This window comes from Streptomyces sp. NPDC104761, assembly GCF_055583445.1.
Window position 1 is genome coordinate 582,312 of the sequence record NZ_JBVJNZ010000003.1, and the last position, 15,544, is coordinate 597,855.

15 protein-coding genes are annotated in these 15,544 nt (G+C 71.0%); 8 read left to right on the plus strand and 7 right to left on the minus strand.

What is annotated here, in order from left to right; all coding sequences use genetic code 11:
- Positions 1 to 83: 83 nt before the first annotated feature.
- Positions 84 to 1,451, minus strand: coding sequence for a cytochrome P450 (locus tag ACZ63F_RS12400; RefSeq protein WP_469710355.1), 1,368 nt, complete (start codon positions 1,449 to 1,451; stop codon positions 84 to 86).
- 229 nt (positions 1,452 to 1,680) lie between these two features.
- On the opposite strand from ACZ63F_RS12400, the gene ACZ63F_RS12405 reads away from it, so the two are divergent.
- On the plus strand, positions 1,681 to 2,478 hold the full coding sequence (locus ACZ63F_RS12405; RefSeq protein ID WP_469710356.1) for an HAD family acid phosphatase: 798 nt from the start codon (positions 1,681 to 1,683) through the stop codon (positions 2,476 to 2,478).
- Positions 2,479 to 2,587: 109 nt separating this feature from the next.
- Here the strand turns inward: ACZ63F_RS12405 and ACZ63F_RS12410 are convergent, their stop codons facing one another.
- Positions 2,588 to 2,806: a hypothetical protein gene (locus ACZ63F_RS12410; RefSeq protein ID WP_469710357.1), complete on the minus strand. Its 219-nt coding sequence runs from the start codon at positions 2,804 to 2,806 to the stop codon at positions 2,588 to 2,590.
- A gap of 177 nt (positions 2,807 to 2,983) precedes the next feature.
- Here ACZ63F_RS12410 and ACZ63F_RS12415 point away from each other — a divergent pair, with 177 nt between their 5' ends.
- Positions 2,984 to 4,435: an NCS2 family permease gene (locus ACZ63F_RS12415; protein ID WP_469710358.1), complete on the plus strand. Its 1,452-nt coding sequence runs from the start codon at positions 2,984 to 2,986 to the stop codon at positions 4,433 to 4,435.
- A 95-nt stretch (positions 4,436 to 4,530) separates the two neighbouring features.
- Here ACZ63F_RS12415 and ACZ63F_RS12420 read toward each other — a convergent pair whose 3' ends face one another.
- Both ACZ63F_RS12420 and ACZ63F_RS12425 read right to left on the minus strand, forming a co-directional pair.
- Positions 4,531 to 5,988 (minus strand): peptidoglycan D,D-transpeptidase FtsI family protein, encoded by a 1,458-nt coding sequence (locus ACZ63F_RS12420; protein ID WP_469710359.1) that lies wholly within the window; start codon positions 5,986 to 5,988, stop codon positions 4,531 to 4,533.
- A 94-nt stretch (positions 5,989 to 6,082) separates the two neighbouring features.
- On the minus strand, positions 6,083 to 6,856 hold the full coding sequence (locus ACZ63F_RS12425) for an IclR family transcriptional regulator (RefSeq protein WP_351694752.1): 774 nt from the start codon (positions 6,854 to 6,856) through the stop codon (positions 6,083 to 6,085).
- A gap of 167 nt (positions 6,857 to 7,023) precedes the next feature.
- Here ACZ63F_RS12425 and ACZ63F_RS12430 point away from each other — a divergent pair, with 167 nt between their 5' ends.
- Together ACZ63F_RS12430 and ACZ63F_RS12435 are read left to right on the plus strand one after the other, a co-directional pair.
- Positions 7,024 to 8,553 (plus strand): aldehyde dehydrogenase (NADP(+)), encoded by a 1,530-nt coding sequence (locus ACZ63F_RS12430; protein ID WP_469710360.1) that lies wholly within the window; start codon positions 7,024 to 7,026, stop codon positions 8,551 to 8,553.
- A 155-nt stretch (positions 8,554 to 8,708) separates the two neighbouring features.
- A complete protein-coding gene (locus tag ACZ63F_RS12435) occupies positions 8,709 to 9,317 on the plus strand; it encodes a DUF1349 domain-containing protein (protein WP_469710361.1) in 609 nt (202 codons plus the stop codon).
- Here the strand turns inward: ACZ63F_RS12435 and ACZ63F_RS12440 are convergent.
- Positions 9,277 to 10,668, minus strand: a complete 1,392-nt coding sequence (locus ACZ63F_RS12440; RefSeq protein ID WP_469710362.1) for an MFS transporter — start codon at positions 10,666 to 10,668, stop codon at positions 9,277 to 9,279. The two genes, ACZ63F_RS12435 and ACZ63F_RS12440, sit on opposite strands and share 41 nt — an antisense overlap.
- Before the next feature lie 70 nt (positions 10,669 to 10,738).
- On the opposite strand from ACZ63F_RS12440, the gene ACZ63F_RS12445 reads away from it, so the two are divergent.
- The 4 genes from ACZ63F_RS12445 to ACZ63F_RS12460 all read left to right on the plus strand — a co-directional run bounded on the left by ACZ63F_RS12445 (position 10,739) and on the right by ACZ63F_RS12460 (position 14,152).
- On the plus strand, positions 10,739 to 11,716 hold the full coding sequence (locus ACZ63F_RS12445) for a GlxA family transcriptional regulator (RefSeq protein ID WP_469710363.1): 978 nt from the start codon (positions 10,739 to 10,741) through the stop codon (positions 11,714 to 11,716).
- Positions 11,713 to 12,216 carry a GNAT family N-acetyltransferase gene (locus tag ACZ63F_RS12450; protein ID WP_469710364.1) on the plus strand — a complete coding sequence of 168 codons (504 nt, stop codon included), beginning with the start codon at positions 11,713 to 11,715 and terminating at the stop codon, positions 12,214 to 12,216. Before ACZ63F_RS12445 ends, ACZ63F_RS12450 begins: the two co-directional genes overlap by 4 nt.
- A gap of 60 nt (positions 12,217 to 12,276) precedes the next feature.
- The gene (locus ACZ63F_RS12455; protein ID WP_469710365.1) at positions 12,277 to 12,993 is read left to right on the plus strand and encodes a DsbA family oxidoreductase; all 717 of its coding nucleotides are present in this window, start codon (positions 12,277 to 12,279) and stop codon (positions 12,991 to 12,993) included.
- A gap of 97 nt (positions 12,994 to 13,090) precedes the next feature.
- Positions 13,091 to 14,152 carry an aminotransferase class V-fold PLP-dependent enzyme gene (locus ACZ63F_RS12460; protein WP_469710366.1) on the plus strand — a complete coding sequence of 354 codons (1,062 nt, stop codon included), beginning with the start codon at positions 13,091 to 13,093 and terminating at the stop codon, positions 14,150 to 14,152.
- Between the two features lie 91 nt (positions 14,153 to 14,243).
- Here the strand turns inward: ACZ63F_RS12460 and thpD are convergent, their stop codons facing one another.
- Together thpD and ACZ63F_RS12470 are read right to left on the minus strand one after the other, a co-directional pair.
- A complete protein-coding gene (gene thpD / locus ACZ63F_RS12465) occupies positions 14,244 to 15,131 on the minus strand; it encodes an ectoine hydroxylase (protein ID WP_469710367.1) in 888 nt (295 codons plus the stop codon).
- A gap of 2 nt (positions 15,132 to 15,133) precedes the next feature.
- The gene (locus tag ACZ63F_RS12470; protein ID WP_469710368.1) at positions 15,134 to 15,532 is read right to left on the minus strand and encodes an ectoine synthase; all 399 of its coding nucleotides are present in this window, start codon (positions 15,530 to 15,532) and stop codon (positions 15,134 to 15,136) included.
- Positions 15,533 to 15,544 lie beyond the last annotated feature (12 nt).

The following is a 15,544-nucleotide window of genomic DNA, read 5'->3' on the forward strand; positions in this document are numbered from 1 at the left end:
TTCTCCTTGGCCGCTGCCGGCTCCGGGACGACCGCGGGGATGCCTCGGCGGGCCGGTCGACCGACCCGCCGAGGAAGCACGCGCTAGAGGCCGGCCCCGGCTCCGGCACGGATCCGGGGGCGGACGGTCATCCGCAGGGTGTGCGGCCGCACGGTGAGCCGGGCCACCTGGCGGACGGCCCGGCCCTCGGAGAGCTCCAGCCGTACCGAACGCAGCATCGTCGCGAGCGCCGTGACCATCTCGGTGAGGGCGAGACGGTCCCCCATGCACTTGTGCTTGCCGTCCCCGAAGGGCAGGAACGCACCCGGCGGAAGCTCCTGCGCGGGGTCGGCCCACCGGTCCGGGAAGAAGGCGAGCGGGTCGGGGAAGCGCTCGGGGTCGCGGTGCAGGGCGTGCTGGCAGTAGGCCAGTTCGGTGCCGGCGGGCAGCGTCCACCCGCCGAGCCGGGTCTCCTCGGTGGTGCGGCGCGTGACCAGCCAGCCGGGGTGGTGCAGCCGCAGGGTCTCGGTGATCACCCGGTTCAGGTACGGCAGCCGGGGCACGTCGTCGAAGGTGACCGGCCGTTCGCCGAGGACCTCGTCCAGCTCGGCAAGGATCCGGTCCTCGATCTCGGGGTGGCGGGCGAGTTCGTAGAGGGTCCAGGACATCACCGACGCGGTGGTCTCGGTGCCCGCGACGGCCAGGGTGAGGATCTCGGAGCAGATCTGATGCCCGGTCAGCGGCTCGCCGGTCTCCTCGTCGACGGCGCGCAGCAGCATGGAGAGCATGTCCCCGGTGTCGTGCCCGGAGGCCTGCAGATCGGCGACGGCCGTGCTGATGGTGGCCCGTACGCCGTCCCGGGCCCGGTCGAAGCGGCGGTTGAAGGGCAGCGGCAGGCGTTCGGCCCAGTCGGGCACCATGATGCGGACACCTACGTCGTTCAGCACCACTGACAGGTCGCTGCGCAGCCTGCGGAAGACGGCGTCGTCGAGGCTGCCGGCGAACACGGTCTTGGCCAGCATGTCGAGGCTGAGTCCGACCATCGCCTCGCGTACGTCGAGGGTCCGCCCGGGCTCCCAGCCGGCGACCGTGGCCGTCACCTCGCCGCGCATGATGTCGACGTACCGGCTGATCTCGGTGTGGGCGAACGCAGGTTGCAGCTGACGGCGCTTGCGTACGTGGTTGCGGCCGACGGCGGTGACGACGCTGTCGCCCAGCAGCTGGCCCAGCTTGTCGTAGAGCCGGCCCTTGTCGAGGCTGGGACCCAGGGCCTTGAGCATCTGGTGGATCAGGGCCGGGTCCTGGACCACGATCGTGCGCGTCCCGGGTTGCAGGACGATCTCCACGAGTGGCTCCCGTGTCTCGCGCAGCGAGTCGATGAAGCCGAGGTTGTCGCGCATCTTCAGCGCGTGGCCGATGAACGGAAACGATCCTGCGGCTCGGGGTATGGGGGGAGGCGCCTTGGACGTCACGGGTCATCCCTTCGCGGCAATCATGGGCGCCCCTATGACTTCCCTGAGCCTTCCTCGACGCAATCCTGTCATGCGGGTGTCCTGCGCCACGTGGCGCGAGCAGGTGGGGAGGGCGCACGTCGGCCCATGGTGAGTATCAATCAGATAACAGGCTCGCCGAAATCCGTGTGATGCGCGTAGACATTGCGTGACCTGGTGCAACACCTACCAACCCAGAAGCGGAGATTACATGCGGAACCCACTCAGAGCCGTGGCTGTCACCGCTGCCTGCGCGCTCGCCGGCGGTGCCCTCTACGGCGCCGGTGCCGCCACGGCCGGCCAGTCGACCGCGAACTCCACCCACGAGCCGTACAACATCGGGCTCCTGGTGAAGGACATCGACACCTACTACGGCACCGCCGCCGACGCCAACGGCGTCTACCAGGCCTCGGCGACCAGCCCGTACGCCAAGGACCTGGCGCGCATCGACGCGGACGCCAAGCGCTACATCGACCGGGCCGCGCGCAAGGCGCACCGCAAGGGCGAGAAGCCCGCGGTCGTCTTCGACATCGACGACACGCTGCTGCTCAGCCTGGACTACGAGAAGCGCTACAACTACACGTACAACAGCGCCACCTGGGCGGCCTACGTCAACCGGGCCGACCGTCCGGGCGTCTTCGGCAGCGCCGAGCTCGTGCAGTACGCGGCGAAGGCGGGCGTGGAGGTCTTCTACAACTCCGGCCTCAGCGAGGCGCAGCGCACCGCCGCGGTCGAGAACCTGAAGAAGATCGGCGCCGACGTCAACCTCGACAGCGCGCACATGTTCCTCAAGGACGCGGCCAACCCGCCGTCCTACCTGAGCGGTTGCGCCACCGCGGGCAGCTGGACCTGCACGACCGTGCAGTACAAGTCCGGCACCCGCCAGCACATCGAGAAGGACCTCGGGTACGACATCATCGCCAACTTCGGCGACCAGTACTCCGACCTGGACGGCGGCCACGCGGACCGTACCTACAAGCTGCCGAACCCGACGTACTTCGTGTCGTAGCCGGCAAGGGCGGCAACCCTTTCCGGGCACGGCGGCGACTGGGAGACAGAAACGGGCCGGGGCGGCCCCTCCGGCCCGTTTCGCTCCCTCGTCGGACACGTCCAGCACGTCACGGGGCCAGGACCGTGTCCGCCGCGAACAGCTGGGACGCCGGGGTGAGTACGCCGGGGTTCAAGTCGACGGACGCGACGTTCGCGTACGGGGTGCGGCAGGCGAGTGGGGCGTTGCCGGTGACGGTGTTTCTGACCACCGGGTCTACGACCGTCGGATCCACCAGCGTGTATCCAGAGGAACGTTCCGGCGGGATCCGGAGCGTAGCAGTGATCATTTCGTGTGCGTCGTACGGGGGTTCGGTGTGCCTCGTGCGAGGGGCCGGACGCGGTGTGGTCCACCGAACCACACCGAGCCCGATTCCGTAACACGGTGAAAACCTGAAACCGGTGCGGCGCGGGAACAATCCAGCCAGCATCCGCACACGCACGCTCAGGGGACGAGGAGTTCGACCATGTCCGATACGCAGAAGGCGGCCCCGCCGCAGGGGGCCGCGCCACCTGCCGGGAACGGCGTCGACCGGTTCTTCAGGATCTCCGAACGGGGTTCCACCTTCGGCCGGGAGATACGCGGCGGCTTCGCCACGTTCTTCACCATGGCCTACATCCTTGTCCTGAACCCCATCATCCTCGGCAGCGCCAAGGACAAGTTCGGCCACACCCTCGACACCGGCCAACTCGTCACCGCCACCGCCCTGGTGGCCTGCGTGATGACGGTCATCATGGGCGTCGGCGGCAACCTGCCCCTGGCCATCGCCGCCGGACTCGGCCTCAACGCCGTCGTGGCCTTTCAGCTGGCGCCGCTGATGAGCTGGTCCGACGCGATGGGCCTGGTCGTCCTCGAAGGCCTGCTGATCTGCGTCCTGGTCCTCACCGGCCTGCGCGAGGCCATCATGAACGCCATCCCGCAGCAGCTGAAGCAGGCGATCGGCGTCGGCATCGGCCTGTTCATCGCGTTCATCGGCTTCGTCGACGCGGGCTTCGTCAGCCGGATCCCGGACGCCGCGGACACCACCGTGCCGGTGCAGCTCGGCGCCGTCGGACGGCTCACCGGCTGGCCCGTGCTCGTCTTCTGCGTTGGCGTGCTCCTGACCATCGCGCTGGTCGCGCGGAAGGTGAAGGGCGCGATCCTGATCAGCATCGTCACGATGACCGTGGTCGCGATCGTCATCAACTCCGCCGCGGACATCAAGAGCTGGGGCCTGACCACACCGAAGATCCCCGACAAGGTCGTGGGCACGCCCGACTTCGGGCTCATCGGTCACTTCAGCCTGTTCGGCGGCTTCGGCAAGGCCGGTGTGCTCACCGCCGTACTGCTCGTCTTCACCCTGATCCTGTCCGACTTCTTCGACGCCATGGGCACGATCGTCGGCATCAGCGCGGAGGCCGGGCTGCTCGACGAGCAGGGGCAGGTGCCGGGCATCGGGCGGGTGCTCTTCATCGACGGCGCGGCGGCGGTGGCCGGCGGCCTCGGCTCGGCCTCCTCCAACACGGCGTACATCGAGTCGGCGGCGGGGGTGGGGGAGGGGGCCCGCACCGGGTTCGCCAACCTGATCACCGGCGGCCTGTTCGGTCTCGCGCTCTTCCTCACGCCGCTGCTGACCATCGTCCCGCTGCAGGCGGCGGCGCCCGCGCTGATCGCCGTGGGCTTCCTGATGATGACCCACGTCAAGCACATCGACTGGGACAGGTACGAGATCGCCATTCCGGCGTTCCTGACGATCGCCGCGATGCCGTTCACCTACTCCATCACCGACGGCATCGGGGCGGGGTTCCTGGCGTACGTCGTGATCAAGGCGGTGCTGGGGAAGGCGAAGGAGGTCAACTGGCTGTTGTGGGCCGTGTCCGCGCTGTTCCTGGTGTACTTCGCGATCGATCCGGTGGAGCAGGTGCTGGGGGTGAAGTAGGGGGTGGGGCGCGGGGTGCGTCCATGGCTGCGGCGCCGTCGTGGCTGGTCGCGCAGTTCCCCGCGCCCCTGACGGGGCGCTTCAGCTTGGGGCTTTCACTTCAGAGCCGCCTCCATCATCGCCTTGGCCACCGGCGCCGCCAGCCCGTTGCCGCTGACCTCCGACCGGGCCGCGTCCGACTGCTCGACCAGGACCGCCACCGCGACCTCCTTGCCGGTGCTGTCGGACGTGCCGTACGACGTGAACCAGGCGTACGGCGTCTTGCTGTTGTTCTCGCCGTGCTGGGCCGTGCCCGTCTTGCCGCCCACCGTCACGCCGTCGATGAGGGCGTTCGTGCCCGTGCCCTCCTTGACGACCGTCTCCATCGCGGACTGCAGCTGCTCCGCGGTCGAGGAGCTGACGATCTCCTTGCTCTCCGTCTCGTCGTCGTAGTTCTTCAGCACGTCGCCGCCGCTGTCGGTGATCTGCGAGACCATATGCGGGGAGACCAGCTTGCCGCCGTTGGCTATGGCGGCCGACACCATGGCCATCTGGAGCGGGGTCGCCGTGACGTCGAACTGGCCGATGCCGGAGAGGCCGGTCTGGGCCTTGTCCATGTCCGACGGGTAGACGCTGGCGTAGGCGCGCACCGGGATGTCCAGCTTGTCGTCGTTGAAGCCGAACTTCTCCGCCATCGCCCTGACCTTGTCCTGGCCCAGGTCGACGGCCATCTTCCCGAAGACGTTGTTGCAGGAGTAGCGCAGGGCCGTGCGGATCGAGGCGTTCTCGCAGGGCGCCGAGGCGCTCTCGTTCCGCAGGGGGGTCGTCGTGCCCGGCAGGGTGTACGGGTTGGGGCTGTCGGTCCTGTCGTCGACGTTCGCGTAGAGGCCGTCCTCCAGGGCCGCCGCCGCGACCACCAGCTTGAACGTCGAGCCCGGCGGCAGCGGCTGGCGCAGCGCCCGGTTGGTGAGCGGCTTGTCGCTGTCGGAAGTCAGCTGCTTCCAGGCCGAGCCGGCGCTGTTGGCGTCGGTGAGCGCGGAGGGGTCGTACGACGGGGTCGACACGACCGCGAGGATCTTGCCGGTCTTCGGGTCGATCGCGACCGCCGCGCCCTTCTTGTTCCCGAGCGCGTGGTACGCGGCCTTCTGCACGGCCGGGTCGATCGTCGTGATCACGTTGCCCGGTTCGGCGCGCTCACCGGTGACCGTGTCCATGACCGTCTTGAGCTTGCTGTCGGTGCCGTTCAGCAGGTCCTGGTAGATCCCCTCCAGCTGGGTCGGGGCGTAGCTCTGCGAGGCGTAGCCCGTCACGGCCGCATACAGCTTGCCGTTCGTGTACGTGCGCTTGTACGTGAGGTCGCTGCCGCCCGAGGTCCTGGCCGAGCCGGTGACCGACTCGCCGGCCACGATGATGTTCCCGAGTGGCTGCGAGTACGTCTCGATGGCGTTGCGCCGGTTCTCCGTGTCGTTCGCGAGGGCCTGGCCGTCGTAGAACTGCACCCATGTCGCCCTGACCAGCAGAGCGAGCACGAGCAGCAGCGCGAAGACGGACGCCCGCCTGATCGTCTTGTTCATCCCGCTCAGACAGACGAGCGAAGGCGGGGTGTGCGTTCCCGTACGGCCGCATTTTCATCGTCCGCTCATGCGGGCCGCCGGGCCCGCGCCCGGGTCAGAGCCGCCGGGTGGCCAGCGTCAGGCGGTCCCGCGCGTCGAACAGGGCGTCCTTGATCATCTGTTCGTGGGCGGGGGTGAGGCGGGCCACCGGGACCGAGCAGCTGATCGCGTCGCGGGCCGGCGTGCGGTAGGGGATCGCGACGCCGAAGCAGCGCAGCCCCAGCGTGTTCTCCTCGCGGTCGATCGCGAAGCCCTGCTCGCGGATCTGGTGCAGCTCCTCGATGAGCTTCTCGCGGTCGGTGAGGGTGTGCTCGGTGAGCGCCGGCAGGGTCTCCGGCAGCAGCTTGCGGACCTGCTCGTCGGTGTGGGTGGCGAGCAGCGCCTTGCCGAGCGACGTGGAGTGCGCGGGCAGCCGGCGGCCGACCCGGGTGAAGGGGCGCAGGTAGTGCTGCGACTGGCGGGTGGCGAGGTAGACCACGTTCGTGCCGTCGAGGCGCGCCAGGTGGATGGTCTCCGTGGTGTCGTCGGAGAGCCGGTCCAGGGTCGGCCGGGCCGCCGCGACCACCTCGTCGCCGTCGATGTACGACGTGCCGACCAGCAGGGCCCGCACCCCGATTCCGTACCGGGTGCCGGTCGCGTCCGTCTCCACCCAGCCCAGCTCCACCAGGGTGCGCAGCAACATGTAGAGGCTGGACTTGGGATACCCGACGGCCTCCTGGACGGCCGCGAGGGAGTGCATACCGGGCCGGCCGGCGAAGTACTCCAGCAACTCCACGGTCCGCACCGCGGACTTGACCTGTGCCCCGCCGCCTGTCTCGCCTGCCGACATCGCCCTTGACCCCTTCGTTGGACGAGAAACCGAGGTTATAGTCTCCAACAGCATATTCATCATCAGAGACAGCGTTCAGTATATCGAACGTCGCTGGTGAACGACCCGGATATGACCTGAATATGATCCGGATACTGCGGCAGAACGCAATCATGGAGGGACCCGCGGTGGCAGCAGCACCAGTCTGGAGCGTCGACCCGCGCACCGGGAAGCAGCGTGAACAGGTTGCGGTGGAGGCCACGGCGGAGGAGGTCGACGCCGTCGTCACGGCCGCGCACGCCGCCCGTGGCTCCCTCGCCGACCGCACCGTCCGTGCGGCTTTCCTGCGCTCGGCCGCCGCCGGGCTGGACGCGGCCAAGGACCGGCTGGTCGAGGCCGCCGACGCGGAGACCGCGCTCGGCCCCGTCCGGCTGACCGGGGAACTCGCCCGTACCGTCTACCAGCTGCGGGCGTTCGCGGACATCGTCGACGAGGGCGCCTTCCTCGACGTCATCATCAACCACCCCGACGCCACGGCCACCCCGCCCATCCCGGACCTGCGCCGCTACAAGGTCCCGCTGGGCGTCGTCGCCGTCTACTCGGCCTCCAACTTCCCCTTCGCCTTCTCCGTCGCGGGCGGCGACACCGCGAGCGCGCTGGCCGCCGGCAACCCGGTCGTCGTCAAGGCGCACCCCGACCACCCGGCCCTGTCCGAGCTGGTCGCCAGGGTGCTGCGCCGGGCCGCGGCCGCGCACGGCATCCCCGAGGCCGTGGTCGGTCTCGTGCACGGCTTCGAGGCCGGCCTCGAGCTGATCAGGCACCCGCTGATCGCCGCCGCGGGCTTCACCGGTTCCGTCCGGGGCGGGCGCGCGCTCTTCGACGCGGCCGCCGCGCGTCCGGTGCCGATCCCCTTCCACGGCGAGCTGGGCTCCCTGAACCCGGTCCTCGTGACGGAGGCCGCGGCCGCCGAGCGGGCCGAGGAGATCGGCACCGGGCTCGCCGGGTCGATGACCATGGGCGTCGGGCAGTTCTGCGTGAAGCCCGGCCTGGTGCTGGTGCCGGCCGGCGCCGCCGGTGACGGTCTGGTCAAGTCCCTCACGGACGCGGTCAGCAACACCGACGCGGGCGTGCTGCTCGACCACCGGATGCGGGACAACTTCGTCGCCGGGGTCGCCGAGCGCACCGGACTTCCCGACGTGGAGAGCCCGGTGACGCCGGGGGCGGGCGGCGAGCACACCGTGAGCGCCGGGTTCCTGACGGTACCGGCGGGCCGGCTGGCCGAGGCCGGGGCGTACGACCTGCTCCTGGAGGAGTGCTTCGGGCCGGTGACCGTGGTGGTCCGCTACGAGGACCGGGGTGAGGCGACGGCGGTGCTGTCGCGGCTGCCGGGGAACCTCACGGCGACGGTGCACGTCTCCGCCGAGGAGGCCGCGGGGGAGGGGCTGGGCGCGGAGATCCTGGCGGAGCTGACGCCGCTGGCGGGCCGCGTGCTGGTGAACGGGTGGCCGACGGGGGTCGCCGTGGCCCCGGCCCAGCATCATGGCGGGCCCTATCCGGCGACCACGTCCACGTCGACTTCCGTGGGCGGTACGGCCATCGAGCGGTGGCTGCGGCCGGTGGCCTACCAGGGGGCGCCGGAGGCTTTGCTGCCTGCCGAGTTGAAGGACGACAATCCGCTGGGGCTTCCTCGGCGGTTCAACGGGGTTCTGGAGCGGTAGCGCCGTCGGGGCGTGGGGTGCGTCGGCGGCTGCGGGTTGACCGTGGTTGCTCGCGCAGTTCCTCCCCCAGCCTTCGGCCGGGGGGACCCCCAGCGCCCCTTCGGGGCGCGCAGACCCGTGCGCATGTCGCATGGTTCTGCTGACACAATCCGACCATGGACGTCGAACTTCCCGAACTCCCTTTCCCGCTCCGCACCTACGGGCCCGACGGGCACTGGTTCCACGAGGACGGGGTGCTCACCGGGTGGGCGGGGGCCCGGCAGGATCGGTTCGTGTCGCCGACCGGGGAGGCGCTGGACCCCGCCTCGGACGCGCCCCGGCTGCTGGGGGCGCCCGAAGGGGACTTCCAGCTGATCGCCCGGGTCACCGTCGGGTTCGGTGCCGCCTTCGACGCCGGTGTGCTGTACGTGCACGTCGGCGACCGGGCCTGGGCCAAGCTCTGTCTGGAGAACTCCCCGGACGTGCCCACCGTCTGCACGGTGGTCACCCGGGGACACTCCGACGACGCCAACGCCTTCACGGTGGAGGGCAGTTCGGTCTGGCTGCGGGTCAGCCGGACCGGCCGGGCGTTCGCCTTCCACGCCTCCCGGGACGGCAAGAAGTGGGTCTTCGTCCGGCTGTTCACCCTGGGCGGCGAGAAGGAGACGGAGGACGCGCTGGTCGGCTTCATGACCCAGTCGCCGATGGGGGAGGGGTGCGTGGTGACCTACGACCACATCGAGTTCAGGCCCGACTGGCCGGCCGACCTGCGCGACGGAAGCTGAGCACGAAGCTCACCGCGAACAGGGCCGCGGCCAGTGCCAGGCTCGCCCGCATCCCGGCCACGAAGCCGCCGCCGACCAGGGAGCCGAACACCGCGATCCCGAGCCCGCCGGCCACCTGCCGTGCCGCGTTGAGCACCCCGGCCGCAAGTCCCGCCCGCTCGGCCGGTACGGCGTCCATCATCACGACGGTCAGCGGCGGCACGGTCAGCGCGCAGCCCACCGCCATCGGGACGAGCAGGACGGCCACCCAGGCGGCGGGCGTGCCGGAGCCGACGGCGAGCAGACCCAGCAGGCCGGCCGCGGCCAGTGCCTGGCCGATCAGCATCGGCAGCCGTGGCCCGTGGCGGGCGGCCAGTCTTCCGGACACCACGTTGGTCAGGCCGATCAGCCCGGACATCGGCAGGAACAGCAGCCCGGTGAACAGCGCCGAACGGCCCTGGACCTGCTGGAAGAAGAGCGAGAAGACGAACACCACGCCGTAGAAGGCCACGCTGCAGGCGGCCCCGGTCGTCACGGCCACCCGTACCGCCCGGTCCCGGAACAGCGTCGGCGGGACGACCGGATGCCGCTGCCGGCGCTCGACGCGGACGAACAGGACGGCGCCGGCCAGCGCCACGGCGAAGGCCACCAGTCCCGTCCTGCCGCCCTCGATGACCGCGAAGGTGAGGGCGGTCAGCGTGACGACGGCGGTGAACTGGCCCGGCAGGTCCAGCGGGGCCGGGCGCCGCTCCGAGCGCGGTGCGCGCACCAGCAGGAGCAGTGCGGCCGCCCCGAGCGGCAGGTTGATGAAGAAGATCCCGCGCCAGTCCCAGGCCGCGGTCAGCGCGCCGCCCGCCACCGGGCCCAGTGCCAGCGCGAGCGAGCCGCCGGCCCCCCACAGCGCCACCGCCCGCGTGCGCTGGGCCGGATCCGCGTACGCCTGCCGCACCAGGGAGAGGGAGGCGGGCAGGACGACGGCCGCCGCGGCGCCCTGCAGCACGCGCCCGCCGATCAGCACCGGGAGGGTCGGCGCCAGACCGCAGGCCGCCGAGGCGAGGGTGAAGACGGCGATGCCGAGCCCGTACGCCCGGCTCGCCCCGGCCCGGTCCGCGAAGGCGCCCGTGGAGAGCATCAGGGCGGCGAAGGCCAGCGTGTAGGCGTCCACCGTCCACTGCAGCCCGGACAGCCCGCCGCCGAGCGCCGAGCCGATCGCGGGCAGGGCCACGTTCACCACGGACGCGTCGAGGGTGATGAGGGCGAACCCCAGCAGGGCGGCGGTCAGAGTGAGGGCCGGGGTGTGGTCCTGGCCCTTCGTCCATGCGCTCTTCCCGGTGCCGGTCCGGGCGGCCCGTCGGGTCTGGTCGGTTGGCATGACTCCATGCTGCTGACCGGCCGCGGCGTACAGTAGTGGCCCGAACGCCACGCATCCGGAGGTTCTGGCCATGCTGCGAGTCGCGGTCGTCGCGTCGCCGCCCGTGTCGATGTTCAATCTCGCCATTCCGGAGATGCTGTTCGACAAGGCGGAGATCGACGGGCGGCCCGGGTACGAGGTGGTGATCTGCGCGCCCGACCCCGGTCCCGTGCCCACGACGGGCGGCCTCGACCTGTACGTCCCGCACGGGCTCGAGGTGCTGCGGGAGGCGGACACCGTGATCGTGGCCGGCGCCGGCACGCTTCACTCGCCGGACCCCCGGGTGCTGGCGGTGCTGCGCGAGGCCGCCGACGCCGGCGTGCGCATCGCCTCCATCTGCACCGGCGCCTTCTCGCTCGCCGAGGCCGGACTGCTCAAGGGCCGCCGGGCCACCACCTACTGGACGCACACCGAAGAACTGCGCCGCCGGCACCCCGACGTCGAGGTCCAGGGCGACGTCCTCTACGCCCAGGACGGCCCGTTCCTCACCTCCTCCGGCTACGCCGCCGGCATCGACCTGTGCCTGCACCTCATCCGCACCGACTACGGCGCCGCCGTCGCCAACGAGGTCGCCCGCCTCGCCCTGGTCGCGCCGGTACGGCCGGGCGGTCAGACCCAGTTCACCCACACCCCGCTGCCGCCCGAGCGCGGCACCGCCTGCGCCGACACCCGGGGCTGGGCCATGCGCAACCTCGACAAGCCGCTCACCCTCACCGACCTGGCCCGGCACGCCGGGGTCTCGGTGCGCACCCTCACCCGCCGCTTCCACGCGGAGAGCGGGGTCAGCCCGCTGCAGTGGCTGCTGCACCAGCGCGTCGAACGGGCCAGGGAACTGCTGGAGACCACCACGCTGCCCATGGACCGGGTGGCCGCCGCCTGCGGCCTCGGCACCGCCGACTCCCTCCGCGTCCACCTGGTGCGCCGCACCGGACTGACCCCGAGCGCCTACCGCGCCCAGTTCAGCCGGCGCGGAACCGGCGTGGACGCGGTCTCGTCCTCCCTTGCATGATCAGTGACCACGCGAAGGGGATCCGGGTGATCCGGACGGCCGTGTCCGCCGAGGCGGAGACCATCGCCGCACTGCACCACCGGGCCCGGTCGACGTACTACCCGGACGGCCTCCCGGACGACGGCGTCGACTGGACGGCCGCCTGGCGCGGTGCCGTCGAACGGCCCGACGGGCAGGTGCTGATCGTGGTGGAGGCGGGCGTGGTCATCGGGGTCGCCTCCTTCCGCACCCCGGAAGGCGCCACCGCCGAAACGGTCAAGCTGTTCCAGTTCCACGTCGACCCGGACCGCTGGCGGGCCGGGGTCGGTACCGCCCTGCACACCGCCTGCCTGGAGCAGTGGCGGGCCGAGGGCAGGCGGACCGCCGTACTGGACGTGCACGTGGACAACCGGCGGGCCCAGGCCTTCTACGCTCGCCAGGGCTGGGTCCCGGACCCGGAGAACCCGCCGGCCGAGGGGGACCACCACCTGTACCTGCGGTACACGGTGAGCGGGGAATGAAGCGGGCTGCTTGAAGGTTCAGGCAGTCGGAAGATTTCCCTATCCTGGAGAGCCACCACCATGCGCGTCGAGATCTGGTCCGATATCGCTTGCCCCTGGTGCTATGTCGGAAAGGCGCGCTTCGAGAAGGCGCTGGCGGCCTTCCCGCACCGCGACGACGTCGAGGTCGTGCACCGCTCCTTCGAGCTGGACCCCGGCCGGGCCAAGGACGACGTCCAGCCGGTGCTGGCCATGCTCAGCAAGAAGTACGGCATGAGCGAGGCCCAGGCTCAGGCGGGCGAGGAGAACCTGGGCGCGCAGGCCGCGGCCGAGGGCCTTTCCTACCAGACCCGGGGACGCGACCACGGCAACACCTTCGACCTGCACCGGCTGCTGCACCTCGCCAAGGAGCAGGGCCGCCAGGACGCGCTGATCCAGATCCTCTACCGGGCCAACTTCGCCGAGGAGCGGTCCCTCTTCACCGAGGGCGAGGACCGGCTCGTGGAGCTGGCCGTGGAGGCCGGGCTGGACGCGGCGGCCGTGCGTGCGGTGCTCGCCGACCCGTCCCGCTACGCCGACGAGGTCCGCGCCGACGAGCGCGAGGCCGCCGAGCTCGGTGCCAACGGGGTGCCGTTCTTCGTCCTCGACCGGAAGTACGGGGTCTCGGGGGCCCAGCCCGCCGAGGTGTTCACCCAGGCGCTCACCCAGGCATGGGGCGCGCGGTCCCCGCTGAAGCTGATCGACGAGGGCGGCGCGGAGGCCTGCGGCCCGGACGGGTGCGCGGTCCCGCAGCGCTGAGAAGGGCCAGGTCAGGGCTGTCGTATAAGCGTTGCTTGGCGAATCCACGTAGAAATCCGCAATGGACGGGGGGTTCCCCTGGCCGCAGAGTGGACGCATGGAGACCACGGAGACGTTCGAGAGCCTCGTCCGCGCCGAGTTCGCCCCGAAGACCATCTACCTCAACACCGCCAGCAACAGCCTGCTCCCCGCCCGTACCGTGGCAGCCCTGCACGAGGCGGCGCTGCTGCGGGCCGAGGGCCGGCCGCTGACCCCGCTGTACGAGGACGTGGAGGCGTGCCGGGCCGCCTACGCCCGGCTCGCCGGCGTCCCGGTGACCCGGGTCGCGGCGGGCGCCTCGGTCGCCGCGCACTCCGGCGTGATCGCCGCCTCGCTGCCGGCCGGCGCCGAAGTCCTCACCGCCGAGGACGACTTCACCTCCGTACTGAACCCGTTCCACGTCCGCGGTGACCTGAAGGTCCGGGCGGTGCCGCTGGAGCGCATCGCGGACTCCGTCCGTCCGGACACCGCCCTCGTCGCGGTCAGCGCGGTCCAGTCGGCGGACGGCCGGCTCGCCGACCTGTCCGCGATCCGCGAGGCCGCCGGCGCGCACGGGACCCGCACCTACGTCGACTTCTCCCAGGCGGCCGGCTGGCTGCCGATGGACGCCGACGCGTACGACTTCACCGCTTCCGTCTCCTTCAAGTGGCTGCTCGGCCCGCACGGCGTGGCCTTCCTCGTGCTCCCCGAGGACTTCGGCGGCCTGACCCCGCTGCTCGCGGGCTGGGTCGCGGGCGAGGAGCCGTGGCACAGCTGCTACGGCCCGGTCGCCGAACTCGCCCACTCCGCCCGCCGGTTCGACCTCACCCATGCCCTGTTCACGTTCGCCGGCCTGCGCCGCTCGCTCGACCTGATCGAGGAACTCGGCATGGCCGCCGTGCACGCCCACGACGTGGGCCTCGCCGACCGGTTCCGCGCCGGGCTCGCGGCCCTCGGGCACGAGCCGGTGCCCGCACCCGGCTCGGCGATCGTCTCGGTCCCCGGGCTCGGCGGCCGCCAGCCCGCTCTGAGCCGGGCCGGCATCGAGGTCTCCGACCGTGCGGGGAACCTGCGCGCGGCCTTCCACCTCTTCAACACGCCCGCCGACGTGGACCGCCTGCTCGACGCCCTCGCGGACTGACCCGGGGATACCCGGACCACCCGGCGCTGTGACACGGCTCAGGGGCCGCCACGACGGACGTGACGGCCCCTGAGGGGGAGGGGGCGGATGCTCAGCGGACCGGCGTGAAGTCCCGCGCCCCGATGAACTCGGGCCTGCGCACCGGCGCGGCGAACGGCTCCACCGCCGTGTTCTCCACGCTGTTGAACACGATGAAGACGTTGCTGCGCGGGAACGGCGTGATGTTGTCGCCGGAGCCGTGCATGCAGTTGCAGTCGAACCAGGTCGCCGACCCGGCCCTGCCGGTGAACAGCTTGATGCCGTGCCGCGAGGCCAGTTCCGTCAGCGCCTCGTCCGACGGGGTGCCCGCGTCCTGCATCTGCAGCGACTTCTTGTAGTTGTCCTCCGGTGTGGCGCCGGCGCAGCCCAGGAACGTCCGGTGCGAGCCCGGCATGATCATCAGGCCGCCGTTGGTGTCGTGGTTCTCGGTCAGGGCGATCGAGACGGACACCGTGCGCATGTTCGGCAGGCCGTCCTCGGCGTGCCAGGTCTCGAAGTCCGAGTGCCAGTAGAAACCGCTGGCGCCGAACCCCGGCTTGACGTTGATCCGGGACTGGTGGACGTACACGTCCGAGCCGAGGATCTGCCGGGCCCGGCCGACCACCCGCTCGTCGCGCACCAGGTTCGCGAACACCTCGCTGATCCGGTGCACCTCGAAGACGGACCGGATCTCCTTGGACTTCGGCTCCACGATCGAGCGTTCGTCGGCCCGGATCGCCGGGTCGGTGATCAGCCGCTCCAGCTCCCGCTGGTACACGGCGACCTCGTCGTCCGCGAGGAGCTGGTCGACGGTGAGGAAGCCGTCGCGCTCGAAGGCCTCCAGCCGGTCCGTGGGGATCGGCCCTGGCGCGCCGGGCGCCGACCAGACGACGGGGTCCTTGCGGGGGACGGCGACTTCGACGGGGCCGCGGCTCGGGTAGAGGTCGGTGATGGTGGTCATGGTCAGCCCTCCTCCGTCAGCAGGGGATAGACGCCGTTGTCGTCGTGGTCCTCCCGGCCGGTGACCGGCGGGTTGAACACGCAGACGCAGCGGAAGTCCTCCTTGACGCGCAGCGAGTGCCGCTCGTGCCCGTCGAGGAGGTACATGGTCCCGGGGGTGATCGTGTACGACGTCCCGGTCTCGTGGTCGGTCAGCTCGGCCTCGCCCTCGACGCAGACGACGGCCTCTATGTGGTTGGCGTACCACATCGACGTCTCGGTGCCCGCGTACAGGATCGTCTCGTGCAGCGAGAAGCCGACCCGCTCCTTCGCGAGGACGATGCGTTTGCTCTCCCAGGTCCCGGACGCCGACTTCACATGCCGGTCGGTGCCTTCGATCTCCTTGAACGAACGGACGATCACGGTGGTGTACAG

Excerpts from the sequence above, each read along its gene's own strand:
- ACZ63F_RS12405 (WP_469710356.1), top strand. The coding sequence starts at position 1,681 with ATGCGGAACCCACTCAGAGCCGTGGCTGTCACCGCTGCCTGCGCGCTC.
- ACZ63F_RS12410 (WP_469710357.1), bottom strand. The coding sequence starts at position 2,806 with ATGATCACTGCTACGCTCCGGATCCCGCCGGAACGTTCCTCTGGATAC.
- ACZ63F_RS12415 (WP_469710358.1), top strand. The coding sequence starts at position 2,984 with ATGTCCGATACGCAGAAGGCGGCCCCGCCGCAGGGGGCCGCGCCACCT.
- ACZ63F_RS12420 (WP_469710359.1), bottom strand. The coding sequence starts at position 5,988 with ATGAACAAGACGATCAGGCGGGCGTCCGTCTTCGCGCTGCTGCTCGTG.
- ACZ63F_RS12425 (WP_351694752.1), bottom strand. The coding sequence starts at position 6,856 with ATGTCGGCAGGCGAGACAGGCGGCGGGGCACAGGTCAAGTCCGCGGTG.
- ACZ63F_RS12435 (WP_469710361.1), top strand. The coding sequence starts at position 8,709 with ATGGACGTCGAACTTCCCGAACTCCCTTTCCCGCTCCGCACCTACGGG.
- ACZ63F_RS12440 (WP_469710362.1), bottom strand. The coding sequence starts at position 10,668 with ATGCCAACCGACCAGACCCGACGGGCCGCCCGGACCGGCACCGGGAAG.
- ACZ63F_RS12445 (WP_469710363.1), top strand. The coding sequence starts at position 10,739 with ATGCTGCGAGTCGCGGTCGTCGCGTCGCCGCCCGTGTCGATGTTCAAT.
- ACZ63F_RS12450 (WP_469710364.1), top strand. The coding sequence starts at position 11,713 with ATGATCAGTGACCACGCGAAGGGGATCCGGGTGATCCGGACGGCCGTG.
- ACZ63F_RS12455 (WP_469710365.1), top strand. The coding sequence starts at position 12,277 with ATGCGCGTCGAGATCTGGTCCGATATCGCTTGCCCCTGGTGCTATGTC.
- ACZ63F_RS12460 (WP_469710366.1), top strand. The coding sequence starts at position 13,091 with ATGGAGACCACGGAGACGTTCGAGAGCCTCGTCCGCGCCGAGTTCGCC.
- thpD (WP_469710367.1), bottom strand. The coding sequence starts at position 15,131 with ATGACCACCATCACCGACCTCTACCCGAGCCGCGGCCCCGTCGAAGTC.